11 protein-coding genes and 1 pseudogene are annotated in these 15858 nt (G+C 73.1%); 7 read left to right on the top strand and 5 right to left on the bottom strand.

The genetic code is table 11. The features are described from left to right. Nucleotides 1-155 precede the first annotated feature (155 nt). A complete protein-coding gene (locus tag MET2598_RS0111130; RefSeq protein ID WP_012332415.1) occupies nucleotides 156-1970 on the bottom strand; it encodes a hypothetical protein in 1815 nt (604 codons plus the stop codon). 389 nt (nucleotides 1971-2359) lie between these two features. On the opposite strand from MET2598_RS0111130, the gene frc reads away from it, so the two are divergent. Continuing rightward, on the top strand, nucleotides 2360-3637 hold the full coding sequence (gene frc, locus MET2598_RS0111125; protein WP_012332416.1) for a formyl-CoA transferase: 1278 nt from the start codon (nucleotides 2360-2362) through the stop codon (nucleotides 3635-3637). Between the two features lie 122 nt (nucleotides 3638-3759). After that, complete coding sequence (locus MET2598_RS0111120) at nucleotides 3760-4692, top strand: methionyl-tRNA formyltransferase (protein ID WP_018260875.1); 933 nt, start codon at nucleotides 3760-3762, stop codon at nucleotides 4690-4692. Between the two features lie 52 nt (nucleotides 4693-4744). On the opposite strand, the pseudogene MET2598_RS36300 reads toward MET2598_RS0111120, so the two are convergent. Both MET2598_RS36300 and MET2598_RS0111110 read right to left on the bottom strand, forming a co-directional pair. Next, a pseudogene (locus MET2598_RS36300) lies at nucleotides 4745-5407 on the bottom strand (glutathione S-transferase family protein). Between the two features lie 273 nt (nucleotides 5408-5680). Next, a complete protein-coding gene (locus MET2598_RS0111110) occupies nucleotides 5681-7219 on the bottom strand; it encodes a sensor histidine kinase (protein WP_018260874.1) in 1539 nt (512 codons plus the stop codon). Nucleotides 7220-7447: 228 nt separating this feature from the next. Between MET2598_RS0111110 and MET2598_RS0111105 the strand changes: the two genes are divergently transcribed. The 4 genes from MET2598_RS0111105 (at nucleotide 7448) to MET2598_RS0111090 (ending at nucleotide 12349) form a co-directional block, all read left to right on the top strand. Continuing rightward, complete coding sequence (locus MET2598_RS0111105) at nucleotides 7448-7903, top strand: (2Fe-2S)-binding protein (RefSeq protein WP_012332420.1); 456 nt, start codon at nucleotides 7448-7450, stop codon at nucleotides 7901-7903. A 16-nt stretch (nucleotides 7904-7919) separates the two neighbouring features. Continuing rightward, complete coding sequence (locus MET2598_RS0111100; protein ID WP_018260873.1) at nucleotides 7920-10181, top strand: xanthine dehydrogenase family protein molybdopterin-binding subunit; 2262 nt, start codon at nucleotides 7920-7922, stop codon at nucleotides 10179-10181. A gap of 112 nt (nucleotides 10182-10293) precedes the next feature. Next, nucleotides 10294-10908, top strand: coding sequence for a uracil-DNA glycosylase family protein (locus MET2598_RS0111095; RefSeq protein WP_018260872.1), 615 nt, complete (start codon nucleotides 10294-10296; stop codon nucleotides 10906-10908). 121 nt (nucleotides 10909-11029) lie between these two features. After that, complete coding sequence (locus MET2598_RS0111090) at nucleotides 11030-12349, top strand: Hsp70 family protein (RefSeq protein WP_018260871.1); 1320 nt, start codon at nucleotides 11030-11032, stop codon at nucleotides 12347-12349. Nucleotides 12350-12449: 100 nt separating this feature from the next. On the opposite strand, the gene hemH is transcribed toward MET2598_RS0111090, so the two are convergent. Both hemH and MET2598_RS40995 read right to left on the bottom strand, forming a co-directional pair. Then, nucleotides 12450-13532 carry a ferrochelatase gene (hemH, locus tag MET2598_RS0111085; RefSeq protein WP_012332424.1) on the bottom strand — a complete coding sequence of 361 codons (1083 nt, stop codon included), beginning with the start codon at nucleotides 13530-13532 and terminating at the stop codon, nucleotides 12450-12452. A 10-nt stretch (nucleotides 13533-13542) separates the two neighbouring features. Next, on the bottom strand, nucleotides 13543-13779 hold the full coding sequence (locus tag MET2598_RS40995; RefSeq protein ID WP_157182129.1) for a hypothetical protein: 237 nt from the start codon (nucleotides 13777-13779) through the stop codon (nucleotides 13543-13545). A 22-nt stretch (nucleotides 13780-13801) separates the two neighbouring features. Between MET2598_RS40995 and MET2598_RS0111080 the strand changes: the two genes are divergently transcribed. Continuing rightward, nucleotides 13802-15847, top strand: coding sequence for a hypothetical protein (locus MET2598_RS0111080; protein ID WP_018260870.1), 2046 nt, complete (start codon nucleotides 13802-13804; stop codon nucleotides 15845-15847). The last annotated feature ends 11 nt before the right edge of the window (nucleotides 15848-15858 follow it).

The following is a 15858-nucleotide window of genomic DNA, read 5'->3' as shown; positions in this document are numbered from 1 at the left end:
TCCATCCTCCTCCGGTCTGACGGCCGGGGACCGGGCCGGCCCCACGGCGATGGCGCCCCCACAACGCCGTGCCGCGCGACGGTGTTCCGCCGCGCGACGGAGCGCCGACGCGGGACGGTGGTGCGGAGCGGGGTGCGCGACCGCAGCGGGCGCCGTCACTCGGTCGGGGACGCGGGGGCGTCGATCTCCTCGGGGTCCGGCCCCCAGGCGCCGAGCGTGTGCGTCTCCGCCCGGACGAGATGCTCCGGCGGCGCTCCGTCCGGGCACGCCTCCGGCGGGCCCTCCGCGAGCGCCGCGAAGGCGGCGCGGATCTCCGGATCGCCGAGGGCCCGCGCGAAGGCGTCGCGGTCCGCGCAGGTGAGCCTGCGGCCCTCGAAGCGGGCGTAGACCAGCCCCGTCGCGGGCTCGGCGAAGCGGATCAGGCGCATCTTGCGGGCGCAGTCGCGCAGGAACCCGGTGTTGCGGGAGGGCGCCATCGCGTCGGCGCCCGGATAGACCTGCGGCGGGCCGCCGGCGTCGACGTTGATGCGCCGGAAGCGCTCGATGTCGAGGAGGCGGGCCGGATCGAGGATCGTCATCTCGCCGTTCCAGCCGAAGGCGACGGTGCGCGGGCGGCAGCCCTGCGCCACGCTGTTGTCCAGGAACTCCGTGTGCACCCGCCGGTCCGGCTTCAGCGCCCAGGTGAAGAACAGCCGCGGCATGCCGGTGAAGGCCTCGACGTTGTGGGCGAGGAGGTCGTCGACGGCCTTGTAGCGGCCGAAGCGCTCGCCCCGCAGCCATGCCCGCTCGACCGTCGCGTCCGGCGGCGTGATCATGAACAGCATGTAGATCCGGTCGCCGAAGCGGGTGAGGAGCTGACTCCCGTCCTCCGCCCGCGAATCCGCCGCGAAGCTGTCGAACCGGAACCGGTCGATCAGCAGGTGCGACATCCGTCCCTGGCGCGCCTTGGCCGCCATGTAGCGGTCGAGCTTGGTGTTGACGATCTCGACCTCGTGGCCGGTCAGCGTCCCCGCGTAGCGCCGCGCCGGGCCGAGCGAGGCGTAGTCCAGCAGGAACTTGCGCCAGATGTCGGGGCTGATGAGGGCGAAATCGGACCAGTCCGCGCCGATCCGCCCGGCCAGCGCCCGCTGCAGGGGCCGCATCGTGCTCTTGCCCGAGGCCGAGGCGCCCTTGACGTTCATGACGATCGGCCGGGCCTGCGGGGTCAGCACGCGGTAGCCCTCGCGCAGAGCCGCCTCCCGGAACCACGGGTCGAGGAGCCGGCCGATCTCCCGGCTGCCGTGCCCGTTCGAGACCAGCGGCGCGGCGATCCGCAGGATCAGGGCACGGTCGCGCAGCAGCCGGCCGCGCTGGCGGATGATCCCCGCCACGGCCCGGCGCAGCGCCTCGCAGGCGGCGCGCGCGAGGGAATCCTCCTCCCGCGCCGCCCGCTCGCAGGATTCGGCAAGGATCCGGAGCGCCCGCTCCTCGACCGGCTCCGCCGCGGGGCCGGGCGCCGGAGCGGCACGGAACCGCGACAGCCAGCCCTTCCTCGCCGGCGGCGGCGGCGGCGCGAAGATCGCGTCGAGGACGCGCTCCATCCGGGCGGAGGCCCGCGCGTCGACGCCGTCGAGGGCCGCGCGGAGCTCGGCGTGGCGGGGCCGGATCGCGGTCGCCAGGATCCGCTCGGTCATCCGGCGGAAATTCACCCCGAGATCCGCGTATTCCTGCCCGGTCGGGACCGAGAGGTCGGCGGTGACGCGCACCAGAACCTCGTGCACGGCCAGCCGCTCGGGCCGGAACGCGACCAGATCCTGCGGCGCCAGACCGCAGACCCCGGCGAGGTCCTCCGCGTCGGCGAGCCGGGTCGAGACGTTCTCGGGCCGAAACACCGTCGCGAGGGGCAGGAAGGCCCGCGGCAGAGTCGATTCAATCCCCGGATTCCAGGGACCGAAGGCGGTCAAGGTCTCGTCGGACGGGTCGCTGAGCATCGGCGGGGCCCTCCTCGCGAAGCGTCTCCTATTTGACACATGGTATCTGGTATGCCAACTTCCCATTGACGCCGCCGCGAGGCGGTGCAAGACCGGCCGCCCGGGTGCGCCGCGTCGCTCGGCGCCGGATCCTGTCCGGCGAGGGCGGCGCAGCCGCGAGGGCGCACCGGCGCGAGCGAGGGAGCGCCCGATGGTGAGAGAGTCGAGGTCGTTCGCGACCCGTCCGACGTCCGGACGCGTCGCGCCGGGGCCCGCCGCCCGCCCGCTCCCCGCCGCCTGCCCGAATCCCCCGCGAGACCGCCGTGGAGCCCGGATCACGCCTGCCGTGACTCGGGCCGTCTCATCCGGCTCCGGCCGGCCCCGCAACCGCTCAAGGTGAAGACACGCGCATGACCAAGGCACTCGAAGGCGTGAAGATCCTGGATTTCACGCATGTCCAGTCCGGGCCGACCTGCACGCAGCTGCTGGCGTGGTTCGGCGCCGACGTCATCAAGGTCGAGCGTCCGGGCGTCGGCGACATCACGCGCTCGCAGCTGCAGGATGTGCCCGACGCGGACAGCCTGTATTTCACGATGCTGAACTCGAACAAGCGGTCGATCACGCTCGACACGAAGAACCGGAAGGGCATGGAAGTGCTCGAGGATCTCGTGCGGACCTGCGACGTGCTGGTCGAGAACTTCGCCCCCGGGGCGCTCGCCCGGATGGGCCTGACCTGGGAGCGCATCCAGGCGCTCAACCCGCGCATGATCGTCGCCTCGGTCAAGGGCTTCGGCCCGGGCCCGTACGAGGATTGCAAGGTCTACGAGAACGTCGCGCAGTGCGCCGGCGGCGCCGCCTCCACGACCGGGTTCCGGGACGGCCTGCCGCTGGTGACCGGCGCGCAGATCGGCGATTCCGGCACCGGCCTGCACCTCGCGCTCGGCATCGTGACGGCCCTCTACCAGCGCACCCATACGGGCCGCGGCCAGCGCGTCGACTGCGCCATGCAGGACGGGGTGCTGAACCTGTGCCGGGTGAAGCTGCGCGACCAGCAGCGCCTGAGCCACGGGCCGCTCAAGGAGTACAGCCAGTTCGGCGAGGGCGTGCCCTTCGGCGATTCCGTGCCGCGCGCCGGCAACGATTCCGGCGGCGGCCAGCCGGGCCGCATCCTCAAGTGCAAGGGCTGGGAGACCGACCCCAACGCCTACCTCTACTTCATCACGCAGGCGCCGGTCTGGGAGAAGATCTGCGACGTCATCGGCGAGCCGGAATGGAAGACCCATCCCGACTACGCCAAGCCGGCCGCCCGCCTGCCCCGCCTGAACCAGATCTTCGAGCGCATCGAGCAGTGGACGATGACGAAGAGCAAGTTCGAGGCGATGGAGATCCTCAACCGCTACGACATTCCCTGCGGCCCGATCCTGTCCATGAAGGAGCTGGCCGAGGAGCCGTCGCTGCGGGCGACCGGCACGATCGTGGAGGTCGAGCACCCGGTGCGCGGCGCGTACCTGACCGTCGGCAACCCGATCAAGCTGTCCGACAGCCCGACCGAGGTGAAGCGCTCGCCGCTGCTCGGCGAGCACACCGACGAGGTGCTGCGCGAGGTGCTCGGCTACGGCGAGGAGCGGATCGTCGACATCGCCGCCTCGGGGGCGATCGGCGCCTTGCCGAAAATCGCCGCCGAGTAGGCCCTGACGCCGCGGCGCCCGCTCCCCGGGCGCCGCCCACCGGACGCGACGGCCGCCGCGCCTCCCGCGGCGGCCGAACGGGGAGGCTTGCGCGCGACGAAGCTCCCCTGACGGAGGCCTTTATGCGCATCGCACTCATCGGTCAGCAGGATTTCGGCAAGGCCGTGCTCGAGGCCTTCCTGGAGCGGGGCGACACGGTCGCGGGCGTGTTCTGCGCGCCCGACCGGGAGGGTGCCAAGCCCGACGCGCTGAAGCGCGAGGCGGAGGCCCGCGGGCTGCCGCTCCACCAGTTCCCGAGCCTCAAGAGCCAGGACGCGGCCGACACGCTGCGCGCCCTCGACGCCGATCTCGGCGTGATGGCCTACGTGCTGCAATTCGCGCCCCAGAGCTTCGTGACGATCCCGCGGCACGGGACGATCCAGTACCACCCGTCCCTGCTGCCGGCCTATCGCGGTCCCTCCTCGATCAACTGGCCGATCGCCAAGGGCGACGCGCGCACCGGGCTGAGCATCTTCCGGCCGACGGACGGCCTCGACGAGGGACCGGTGATCCTGCAGAAGACCTGCGAGATCGGCCCGGACGACACGCTCGGCGACGTCTATTTCGGCCGGCTCTTCCCGATGGGCGTTGCCGCGATGCTGGAGGCCGCCGATCTCGTGGTGGCGGGACGCCACCGGGAGGTGGTGCAGGACGAGGCGCAGGCGAGCTACGAGGGCTGGTTCTCGGCCAAGGCCGCGCGCCTGTCCTGGGACTCCCATATCGATCACCTCTACAACCTGATCCGCGCCGCCAACCCGGCGCCGGGGGCCTGGACCACCCTGGAGGGGCGCAAGCTCCAGTTCTTCGACTGCCGCAAGCACCCGGTGCGGCGGATCGCCGAGGTGAAGGGGGCGCTCGGCGAGGTCGTGGCGGTCGGCGAGGAATCGATCCGCATCACCGCCCAGGGCGGCCAGATCGAGCTGTTCAAGCTGAAGCCGGAGGGCGGGTCCAAGATGTCGGCCGGCGCCTTCGCGCGCGAGGGCGGGATCCGGGTCGGTCAGATCCTCGGGACCTGAGGGAGCCGGGGCGGCGTCCGATCGCCGCCCCCGCCGCGCGCGGGCGCCGAGCCTATCCTCCGAGCGGCGCCGGGCGCGGCGAGACGCCCTGCGCGAGCGCCGCGTCGCGCTCCGCCGCGCAGGCGCGGGCGTGGGCCGGACGCGCGCAGGCGCGCCAGGTACGCCCTGGCGAAATCCGGGACCTGCTCGTCCAGCCCCGCCATCTCGGCCAGCATCAGCGCGTAGCCGAGGCTGATATCCGCCGCGGTGAAGCGGTCCGCCGCCGCGTAGGTCCGGTCCCCGAACAGGCTGCCGAAGGCGCGCAGGCGCGAGCCGAACCAGCGGGCGTAATCCTCCACCACCTGCGGCAGGCGCCGCTCGGGCGGCTCGAAGCGGCCGTAGCGGAGCACCAGCGTCTGCGGGACGGTCAGCGTCGCCTCGCCGAGATGCAGCGCGTTCAGGTAGGCGCCGTACTCCGCCTCCTCGGGCGCGACGCCGAGGTTCCCCGGGCTGTAGCGGGCCCCCAGATAGGCGCAGATCGCCGCCGACTCCGTCATGACGGTGTCGCCGTCGCGGAAGGCCGGGATCGTGCCGAGCGGGTTGACCGCGAAGAAATCCTTGCGGTGGGCCCGCGGCGGGAAGGGCAGCACACGAGTTCGTAGGGAAGGCCGATCTCCTCCAGCATCCAGAGCGGCCGGAAGGAGCGCGCGCCGACGCAGTGATGCAGCCTGATCATGCGGTCGCCTCCCCGCGCGAGAGCATCGTCCGACGAAGGGATGCCGGTTCGTCGCAGACAATGCGGCCCTGCCAAAGACCGGGAGCGGCGACCGACGCCGCATGACCGGGCGCTGCTTGACGTCTTTGGTTCTGCCGCATGTCCTACGCTGAACCGGCATCCCCCTTCAGCGGGACATGCTCCAGCCTCGCGCGGGCGGGGCCGCATGGCAAGGCGCGCGGTCCCGCTCCTCGGGCGGATCCCCGGTGCCGGATCGATCGCCGGAGAACCGCCTCACGCGGCCCGGGCCGGGCGGGTCGGCGGCTTGTCCTCGGTCACGTCCACCGCCGGCAGCGCGTCCATGACCCGGGAGGCCGGGAAGGTCACGATCACCTCGGTCCCCTCCCGCGGCTTCGACTTCAGCTGGAAGCCGCCGCCATGCAGGTCGACGAGCCCCTTCACGATCGGCAGGCCGAGGCCGGACCCCTGCTCGGCCGTCTTGATCGCCAGAGAGCCGCGGCCGAAGGAGGACATCACGGTCGGGATCTCGTCTTCCGGGATGCCCGGCCCCGTATCCTTGATGCTGACGTACTGGCCGCCCGACGAGGTCCAGCCGACCTTGATGGTGATCTCGCCCCCGGGCGGCGTGAACTTGATGGCGTTCGACAGGATGTTGAGCACGATCTGACGGACGGCGCGCTCGTCGGCCCAGAGCCGCGGCAGGGACGGGTCGACGAGTTCCCGGAAGTTCTGGTTCTTCGCCCGCGCCCTGAGGCCCATCATGTGGCGGCACTCCTCGACCACGTAGGCGAGCTGCACCGCCTCCTCGTTGAGTTCGTAGCGCCCGGCCTCGATGCGCGACAGGTCGAGGATCTCGTTGATCAGGTTGAGCAGGTGCAGGCCGCTCTCGTGAATGTCGGTCGAGTATTCCTGGTAGGAGGGCGAGGCGTGCGGCCCGAAGACCTCGTTCTTCATCACCTCCGAGAAGCCCAGGATGGCGTTGAGGGGCGTGCGCAGCTCGTGGCTCATGGTGGCGAGGAAGCGCGACTTGGCGAGGTTCGCCTCCTCGGCGCGGCGGCGCGCCTCGTCGGAATTGGCCTTGGCCTGTTCGAGCTCGCCGAAGATCGCGTCCTTCTCGGCCCGCGATTGCAGCGCCGCCACGGTCGAGCGGAAGAGATGATTCGACAGGACCAGGAAGAAGAGCTGGGCGCCGACCGCCATGGCGACGAGCATCACGGATTCGAAGCCGCGGGTCACCAGGAGCAGGCCGAGCGTCGCGAGGCTGAGCGGAACCAGCCCCGCCCCGGCCGCGAGCGGCACGGTGGCGGCGAGCATCGTGGTCCCGGCCGCGACGATGACCAGCACGAACAGCACGAAGGTCTGGGCGTTCGCGGCCTCGACCGAGAAGGGCAGCAGCGCGAGGAGCGCCCAGGCGGTGCTCTGGGTCACCTCGCCGATCACGGCCCGCCGCCGCGAGCCGCGCAGGGCCACCGAGTCCGGCGCCTGGCGCAGGAAGCTGCGCGCGAAGACCGCGACCGCCGCGATGCTGCCGAGCACTCCGCAGAGCCACACCGCGCTCCACACCAGCGGCAGCCAGACCGCGGAGGCGGCGGCGACGCAGAGCGCGAACAGCGTCAGCGGCAGGAACGCCCCGATCCGGTAATGGGCGAAGATGCGCAGCAGCTCGTAGTCGAAGGCGCGCTCCAGCCCGATCGAGGAGGTCAGCCGCTCGCGGGCCGAGCGCACGTCGCGCGCGCGCTGGCGCCGCCGCGCCGCCTCCTCGGCGGTCGGGCCCCGCCCGCGCCGCACCATCTGGGCCGTGACTTCGGACATGGGCTCGGGTCGCGCCGCTCCTGCCTCCCGGACGGGGACGAGGACCGAGGCTTGCGGAAAATTATTAAGGTTGCCCTGCCCTGACCGGAGAAACACCGGCCTATCCCGGGCCTGCGCAACGCGCACGCGCATGTGCGGCAGCGCACAAACGCCGCGCTTGCGCCCGTGCCAGGTGTCGCGGCACACCAGCCGCGCTGGAACCACTCCAGAGTATCGTCGGAGCGTGCGATGCCGAAGCTCACCGTCAACGGCAGAACCGTCGAGGTCGATGCCGATCCCGAGATGCCGCTCCTGTGGGCGATCCGGGACCACCTGAATCTCACCGGCACCAAGTACGGCTGCGGCATCGCCCAGTGCGGAGCCTGCACCGTCCACATCGACGGCCAGCCGGCCCGCGCCTGCCAGGCACGCATCGGCGACCTCGCCGAGGCGAAGATCACCACGATCGAGGGCGTCTCCGGCAAGGTGGCGGAGGCGGTCCAGGCCGCGTGGCGCAACCTCGACGTCGTGCAGTGCGGCTATTGCCAGTCCGGCCAGATCATGTCGGCGATCGGGCTGCTCTCCGAGAACAAGGCGCCGAGCGACGCGGAGATCGACGGCGCGATGGACGGCAACATCTGCCGCTGCGGCACCTACCAGCGCATCCGGGCGGCGATCCACGACGCCGCCCGCGCCCTCGCCTGACCCCCGGAGGCTGTCCATGGTCCACGTGCTGGGCGCCAAGCGCCCCTCCGAGCGCGCCCCCGAGCGCCCCTCGGCACCCTCCCGCCGCGCCTTCCTGGCGGGCGCCGCCACGGCCGGCACCGCCCTCGTCGTCGGCTTCCATCTCGGCTCGTCCGGAGCCCGGGCCGAGGCCGCGGGCCCCGACCTCTCGAAGGTCCCGGCCAAGCCCAACGCCTTCGTGCGCATCGCCGCCGACGACAGCGTCACGGTGGTGATCAAGCACCTCGACATGGGCCAGGGCAACACGACCGGGCTCGCCACGATCCTGGCCGACGAGCTCGATGCCGACTGGGCGCAGGTGCGCACCGCCTTCGCGCCCGCGGACGCCTCGCTCTACAACAACCTCGCCTTCGGCCCGATCCAGGGCACCGGCGGCTCCACGGCCGTCGCCAATTCCTGGATCCAGCTGCGCAAGGCCGGGGCCGCCGCGAGGGCCATGCTGGTCTCCGCCGCCGCGGCCGCCTGGCAGGTGCCGGCCGCCGAGATCACGGTGCAGAAGGGCGTGATCCGCCACGCCGCAAGCGGCAAGGAGGCCCGGTTCGGCGCCTTCGCGGCGGCCGCGGCCGCGCAGCCGGTGCCCGAGACCCCGCGCCTCAAGGAGCCCGGGGAGTGGACGCTGATCGGGACCAAGCTCCCGCGGCTCGATTCCGCCGCCAAGACCGACGGCAGCGCGGTCTACGCCCTCGACATCCGGCGCCCGAACCAGCTGACCGCCGTGGTGGCGCGCCCGCCGCGCTTCGGCGCCGCGCTGAGGTCCCTCGACGACGCGGCCGCCCGCAAGGTCGCGGGCGTGGTCGACGTGGTCAGGATCCCGATGGGCGTCGCGGTCGTCGCCCGCGACACCTGGTCGGCCATGAAGGGCCGCGAGGCCCTGCGGATCACCTGGGACGACGCGGGCGCCGACCGGCGCTCCTCGGAGCAGCAGCTCGCGGAGTACAAGGCGCTCGCCGCCAAGCCCGGCCTCGTCGCCGCCAGGCAGGGCGACGCGGCGGGCGGGATCAAGGGGGCGGCCAAGGTGCTGGAGGCGGAGTTCGCCTTCCCGTTCCTCGCCCACGCCCCGATGGAGGTGCTCAACGCCACGATCGAGAAGGCGGCGGACGGCACCTACCTGATCCATGCCGGCTCGCAGTTCCAGACCATCGAGCAGGTCGTGGCGGCGCAGATCCTCGGCACCACGCCCGACCGGATCCGCATCAACACGGTCTGGGCCGGCGGCTCCTTCGGCCGGCGGGCCACCACCTCGGCGGATTACATCGCGGAGGCGGGCGCCATCCTCAAGGCGACCGGCGAGGGCCGGCCGATCCACCTCGTCTGGACGCGCGAGGACGACATCACGGGCGGCTATTACCGGCCGGCCGCCTATCACCGCATCCGCGCCGGTCTCGACGCGGCGGGCGCCATCACGGGCTGGGAGCACACGCTCGTCGGCAAGTCGATCCTGATCGGCACGCCCATGGAGGCGATGCTGGTCAAGGACGGCGTCGACGCGACCACGGTCGAGGGCGCCGCGGACACGCCCTACGCCCTGCCGGCCTATCGCTTCGAGGTGCACAACGTGCGCGACGCGGTGCCGGTGCTGTGGTGGCGCTCGGTCGGCCACTCGCACACCGCCCAGGCCATGGAGGTGTTCATCGACGAGCTCGCCCACGCGGCGGGCAAGGACCCCGTCGCCTACCGGCTCGGCCTGCTGCAGAAGGCGCCGCGGCTGTCGGGCGCCCTGCGCCTCGCGGCCGAGAAGGCCGGCTGGAGCGAGCGCCAGGAGAAGCCCGGCCAAGCGAAGCCCGGCCAAGCGAAGCCCGGCCAGGGCCTCGGCGTCGCCGCGCACGAATCCTTCGGGTCCTACGTGGCGATGGTCGCCGACGTGACGGCCGAGGCCGGCAAGGTCAAGGTGAACCGCATCGTCGCGGCGGTCGATGTCGGCGTGCCGGTGAACCCGGACGTGATCCGGGCCCAGGTCGAGGGCGCGGTCGGCTTCGCGCTCTCTTCGGTGCTGCGCAACCGCATCACCTTCCGGGACGGCGTGGTGCAGGAGACGAACTTCGACGCCTACGAGCCGACCCGGATGAGCGAGATGCCGCGGGTCGAGGTGCACATCGTGCCCTCGCGGGAGGCGCCGACCGGGATCGGCGAGCCCGGCGTGCCGACGCTCGCGCCGGCGATCGCGAACGCGATCTTCGCCGCGACGGGCCAGCGGCTGCGCTCGCTGCCCCTCGACCTCGCGGCCCTGCGCGGGGTGTGATGGCGCACCGCGCCCAGGCTTCCCGGGCGCTATCCCGGACCTGACCAGACGTTTCGAGACTTTCCCCAGCGCGGCTCCGGCCGCGCTTCTTTTTTGAGCCCCGCCCCCGACCATGACCGAATTCGACGAGGTGGCCGCCGCCCTGAGAGCCTGCCGCCTGTGCCGGGACGCGCCCCGCCACGGCGGGCCGCTCCCGGTCGAGCCGCGGCCGATCGTGCAGGGCAGCGCGACGGCGCGGCTCTGCATCGCCAGCCAAGCGCCGGGCCACCGGGCCTTCCGGAGCGGACGGCCGTTCCAGGACCCGTCCGGCCGGCGCCTGCGCGCCTGGCTCGGCCTCGACGAGGCGACCTTCTACGACCCGGCCCGGATCGCGATCCTGCCGATGGGGGCCTGCTTCCCGGGCCACGACGCGGCGGGCGGCGACCTGCCGCCGCAGCGCGAATGCGCCGAGACCTGGCGCGCCCGCCTCCTCGCCGGGCTGCCCGCCCTCGACCTCGTCCTGGTGATCGGGCAATACGCGCAGGCGTGGCACCTCGGCCGCGCGCCGGGCGGCCTGACCGGGACCGTCGCGCGCTGGCGGGAGCTGTTCGCCGAGCCCCGTCGGCCCCGCGTGCTGCCCCTGCCCCACCCGTCCTGGCGCAACAGCGGCTGGCTCAAGCGCCATCCCTGGTTCGAGGCGGAGCTCCTGCCGGTCCTGCGCCGCGAAGTCGCGCGCCTGACCGGCTGAGCGACGGTCCGGCGAGCTTGACGGCGGCGCGCCGCCGCCGGATGAGCAGCGCCCCCCACGGGTCGCGGGCGCGCCGCGCCCGGCCGCCCAGCCCGCTCGCCCCCTGATCCGGAGCCGCCCGATGCCCCAGCCCGTCTCCATCGGGATCGATTTCGGCACGACCAACACCGTGCTGGCGCTGGCCGGCCCCGAGGGCGGCGTCGAGGCGGTCACCTTCCGGCACGGCGCGGAGGAGCGGCGCACCTACCTGTCGGCGCTGGCCTTCTGGCAGGAGGGGCGCGGCGCCGCTGCGGGCACGCGGCTCGCGGGCGGGCCCTTCGCGGTCGAGGCCTTCCTGGAGGGCCATCTCGGCCTGCGCTTCATCCAGTCCTTCAAGAGTTTCGCGGCGAGCGCGGCGTTCCGGGAGACCCGGATCTTCCGCGAGCGCTACCAGTTCGAGGACCTTCTCACGGCCTTCCTGCGCACGCTCCAGCGCGATGCCGGGGCGGGGCTCGACCTCACGGGCGCCCGGGTGGTGGTCGGCCGCCCGGTGCGCTTCGTCGGCCAGAACCCCGACGAGGCGCTGGCCATGCGCCGCTACGCCGCCGCCTTCGCGCGGCTCGGCCCCGGCGAGACGCTCACCGCCTACGAGCCGGTCGGGGCCGCCTTCTTCTTCGCCCGCCGCCTGGAGGGCGCGGCCACGGTCCTGATCGCGGATTTCGGCGGCGGGACCAGCGACTTCTCCGTGATGCGGTTCTCCCGGGAGGGCGACGGGCGGCTCACCGCCACCCCGCTCAGCCACAGCGGCGTCGGCGTCGCGGGCGACGCCTTCGACGCGCGCATCGTCGAGCACCTCGTGGCCCCGCGGCTCGGCAAGGGCGGCAGCTACCGCGGCATGGGCGGCAAGGTCCTGCCCCTGCCCTCGCACTACTACGCGAACCTGTCGCGCTGGCATCAGCTCGCGCTGATGAAGTGGTCGGGCGACCTCCAGGACCTGCGCGACCTCGCCCGCGCGGCGGTGGATCCGGCCCCGCTGGCGGACTTCGTCGCCCTGATCGAGAACGACCTCGGCTTCCCGCTCTACCAGGCCGTCTCCGCCACCAAGGTGGCGCTCTCGGCGCGGGACGAGGCGGAGTTCCGCTTCGTCGGGCCGGGGACGGGGCTCGACATCCGCGCGACGCTCGACCGCGCGACCTTCGAGTCGCTGATCGCCCCGGAGGTCGCCCGGATCGCGGCGGCGGTGGACGACGCGCTCGCCGCGGCGGCGGTGCCGGCGGGGGCGATCGACCGGGTCTTCCTCACCGGGGGCACCTCGCTCGTCCCGGCGGTCCGGGCCCTGTTCACGGAGCGGTTCGGGGCCGGGAGGGTGGCGAGTTCGGACCAGTTCGAGTCGATCGCGCACGGGCTCGCCCTGCTCGGGCAAATGCCGGATGCGGAGCGCTGGGCGACCGGGCGGCTCTGATCCGCCATCCGGTTGATGGCTCCGCCGCGCGGATGTGGGCTTCGCTCACGTGCCGCGCAGGCTCGTGATCCGGGATCCGCTTGATCAAGCCGATCCCGGATCAGTCGATCCAGCCGCGCAACTCGCGCTGCACGACGTGCTCGATCACCCGCATGCCCTCCGGCCCGTCGTTGAGGCAGGGCAGGTAGGCGAAGTGCGTGCCCCCGCCCTCCTCGAAATAGTGGCGGTTCTCGCCGTCGAGTTCTTCCAGGGTCTCCAGGCAATCCGCCGTGAAGCCCGGCGCCACGATGGCGAGGCGCTTCACCCCCGAGGCGGCGAGTTCCTTGACGGTCTCGTCCGTGTAGGGCTTCAGCCACTCCTCGTTGCCGAAGCGGGACTGGAACGTCACCCGCATGCGCTCGGGCGCGTAGCCGAGCGCCTCGCGGATCAGCCGCCCGGTCTTCACGCATTGGCAATGGTAGGGGTCGCCCTTCAGCAGGTAGGATTTCGGCACGCCGTGGAAGGAGGTGAGGATCACCTCGGGCTCGAAGTCGAGCTTCTCCAGGTCGCGCCGGATCGCGCTCGCCACCGCGTCGATGTAGACCGGGTCGTCGTGGTAGGGCGGCGAGACCCGGACGGTCGGCTGCCAGCGCATCTTCATCAGGGCCCGGAAGGCCTGGTCGCAGGCGGTGGCCGAGGTGGCGGCGGCGTATTGCGGGTAGAGCGGCACCAGCAGGATGCGGTCGCAGCCCTGGTCGAGCAGCGCCTGGATGCGCCCCTCCACCTCGGGCTTGCCGTAGCGCATCGCCCAATCGACCACGACGCGCCCGCCCATGGCGGCCTGCAGCTTCTCGGCCTGACCCCGGGTGATGGTCTTGAGCGGACCCTCGTCGAGGTCGTTGTTCCAGATCGAGGCGTAGTCGCGGCCCTTCGGCCCGGGCCGCTTCGTCAGGATCACGAGGTTGAGGAGCGGCCACCAGATCGCGCGCGGCACCTCGATGACGCGCCGGTCCGACAGGAACTCCTTGAGGTAGCGGCGCATCGGCCAGTAGCTGGTGGCCTCGGGGGTGCCGAGATTCATCAGCAGCACGCCGACGCGTCCCCAGGCCACGCGCGCATGCTCCGCCGGCAGGGCGCCGGGCGCGACCGGGCTCACGGGCGTGGCACCGCGTTCGAGCACCGCCGGCTTCGTCACCTCGTTCATGTCCGTCCGATCAGGTTACGCCGGAGCCTCGCCGCGGCGTCGTTCCGCACCGCGCCTTACATAGCGCGGCGCCGGCCCGATCCAACGCGTCGAGACGCAGCAGCCCCGTGGCGAAGGTCGCGCGGCGCCCGCGCGGCGACAACGAAATCTTGACCATGACGGCGCTTTCCTGGTGACCGCGCCGCCGGCCCAGCGTCGCCGCGTCGCGCAGACGCGGGATCCCGGCCTCCGGGGCGAATCTCGGCAAGGTTGATCCGGACCACTCAGCGGTGCTCAGTCTCCCCTACGACGTCCCCGGCACGCTGCTCGCCGGGCTCCTGGCCGGGCCGGTCCTGCTCGGCCCCGGGGCGCTGCTCGCCCAGGGCCTGGCGATGCCCGGCTGGCAGGAGGCGCGCACGCGCCTCGACCGGGCCGCGCTCGCGCTCCTCGCCGGCCTCGCGGGCCTGCCCGTGCTCCTCGACCTCGCCGGGCGGCTCGGCCCCGGGGCGATGGTCGCGGCCGCGCTCGCCCTGGCGGTGCCGGGCACCGTCCTGCTGGCGCGGCCGGCCCCCGATCCCGTGCCGCGGGGCGTGCTGGTGCGGACCTTGCTCGGGATGGCGCTCTACGCCGCCTTCGCGACGCTGATGCTGGTCGACTGGCCCGTGACGGGCGGGGCCCTGCGCAGCGTGCTGATGGCGGATTACGTCAAGCACGCCGCCGCAACCTGGGCCATCGCGGAGGCCGGCACGCCTCCCTACGACCCGACCTTCCTCACCGCGGAGCGGCCGGCGGTCTACTACTACTTCTTCTACGCGCTGACCGCCGCGGTCGAGCGCCTCGGCCTGGGAGCGATCGCGGGCCGGCAGGCGGCCTTCGGGCTCGCCCTCTGGACGGGGCCCGTGCTCTTCGCCCTCGCCCGGACCGTCTACGCCGCCGCCCGCCTCGACCGGCCGCGTCCCGGCGCCTGGAGCATCGGCGCGTGGCTGGTCCTCCTCCTGCTCACGACCGGGCTCGACATCCTCGGCGTGGCCGCGATCGGCGTCCTGTCGGGCGGCGAGAACTGGCTCGCCGATTTCGAGCAGTGGAACGAGCAGGTCGCGGCGTGGCTCACCAGCGCGCTCTGGGTGCCGCACCACGTGGCCGGCCTCGTCGCCGCCATGGTGGGCCTGATGGCGCTCGCCGCCGAGGACGAGGCGCCGGCCGACCGCTCGCGCAGCCTGCGCCGGGTCGCGCTCGCCGGCCTCGCCTTCGCGTCCCTCGCCGGCCTCTCGATCTACCTCGCGATCGGGGCGGCGGCGACGCTCGCCCTCTGGCTCGGGCGGCTCGCGTGGCGGCGACGCTGGGCGAGCGTCGCGCGGGGCCTCCTCTCGGGCGCCCTCGCCCTGGCCCTCGCGGGCGCGTGGCTCGCCTCGATCCTGCGCGGCCGCGTCCTCGGCGCCGAGCCGCCCCTCGCCCTGCAGATCCGCAAGTTCATCATCGCCGACACGGTCCTGCCGCCGGACAGCGCGATCCAGTCCCTCACCAACCTGATCGCCCTGCCCCTCAGCTACGGCCTCGAATTCGGCGCCTTCCTGATCGGCACGCTCGCCTTCTGGCGCGACGGCGCCCTGTCGCGCCCGCGCAGCGAACTCGCGGTGCTCCTCGCCCTCGCCGCGCTGGCGTCGCTCCTGATCGGCTCCTTCCTGCGCTCCAGCGTCCTGTTCAACGACCTCGGCTGGCGGGTCATGCTGTTCGCGCAGCTCGCCGCGCTGCTCTGGACGCTCGCCGCCCTGCGGGCGAGCTTCGCGCTGCGCCCCTCGCCGGTCCTCGGCGGGTCGCGCCGGGCCGCCCTGGGCTTCCTCGCCTGCATGGGGCTCGGCTTCGTCGGCGAGGCCTACGGGATGGTCCAGTACCGGCGAAACTCCGTGATGACGGCCGAGGAGATCGCCCTCCTGCCCCAGGAGCGCGCCGCCTGGGACTGGCTCGACCGCAACCTCCCGGCCGGCACCGTGGTGCAGGGGCGGCCCGACCCCACCCGCAACCGGGCCTTCGGCTACGGGCTCTACGGGCGCTTCCGCACGGCGGTGTCGGATCCCTACAACGGCATCCTGTTCGGCGCCGCCAAGCAGGAGGTGGCGGCCCGCATCGCGCGCCTTTCCCCGATCTTCGCCGATCCCTCCCTCACTCTCTCCGAGGCGATGGGCCGCGCCGCCTCCGCGGGCGTCGACGTGCTGGTGGTGACGGCGCTCGATCCGGTCTTCGCGGCGCCCGGCGCCTGGCCGCGCGCCGCGACGCCCCGCCACGCCAACGCGGGCGTGATGCTGTTCGCGGTCCCGCCGGCCGCCCGCGCGCCATGAGTGTCGGGCCG

The sequence above is a fragment of the Methylobacterium sp. WSM2598 genome (assembly GCF_000379105.1).
Lineage (GTDB): Bacteria > Pseudomonadota > Alphaproteobacteria > Rhizobiales > Beijerinckiaceae > Methylobacterium.
The sequence above is the reverse complement of the archived record's forward strand: the minus strand, read 5'-3'. Positions and strand labels throughout refer to the sequence as shown.

Coding starts and splice junctions, on each gene's coding strand:
- MET2598_RS0111105 (WP_012332420.1), top strand. CDS start 7,448: ATGCCGAAGCTCACCGTCAACGGCAGAACCGTCGAGGTCGATGCCGAT.
- MET2598_RS0111090 (WP_018260871.1), top strand. CDS start 11,030: ATGCCCCAGCCCGTCTCCATCGGGATCGATTTCGGCACGACCAACACC.
- MET2598_RS0111130 (WP_012332415.1), bottom strand. CDS start 1,970: ATGCTCAGCGACCCGTCCGACGAGACCTTGACCGCCTTCGGTCCCTGG.
- MET2598_RS0111120 (WP_018260875.1), top strand. CDS start 3,760: ATGCGCATCGCACTCATCGGTCAGCAGGATTTCGGCAAGGCCGTGCTC.
- MET2598_RS0111095 (WP_018260872.1), top strand. CDS start 10,294: ATGACCGAATTCGACGAGGTGGCCGCCGCCCTGAGAGCCTGCCGCCTG.
- MET2598_RS0111110 (WP_018260874.1), bottom strand. CDS start 7,219: ATGTCCGAAGTCACGGCCCAGATGGTGCGGCGCGGGCGGGGCCCGACC.
- hemH (WP_012332424.1), bottom strand. CDS start 13,532: ATGAACGAGGTGACGAAGCCGGCGGTGCTCGAACGCGGTGCCACGCCC.
- frc (WP_012332416.1), top strand. CDS start 2,360: ATGACCAAGGCACTCGAAGGCGTGAAGATCCTGGATTTCACGCATGTC.
- MET2598_RS0111100 (WP_018260873.1), top strand. CDS start 7,920: ATGGTCCACGTGCTGGGCGCCAAGCGCCCCTCCGAGCGCGCCCCCGAG.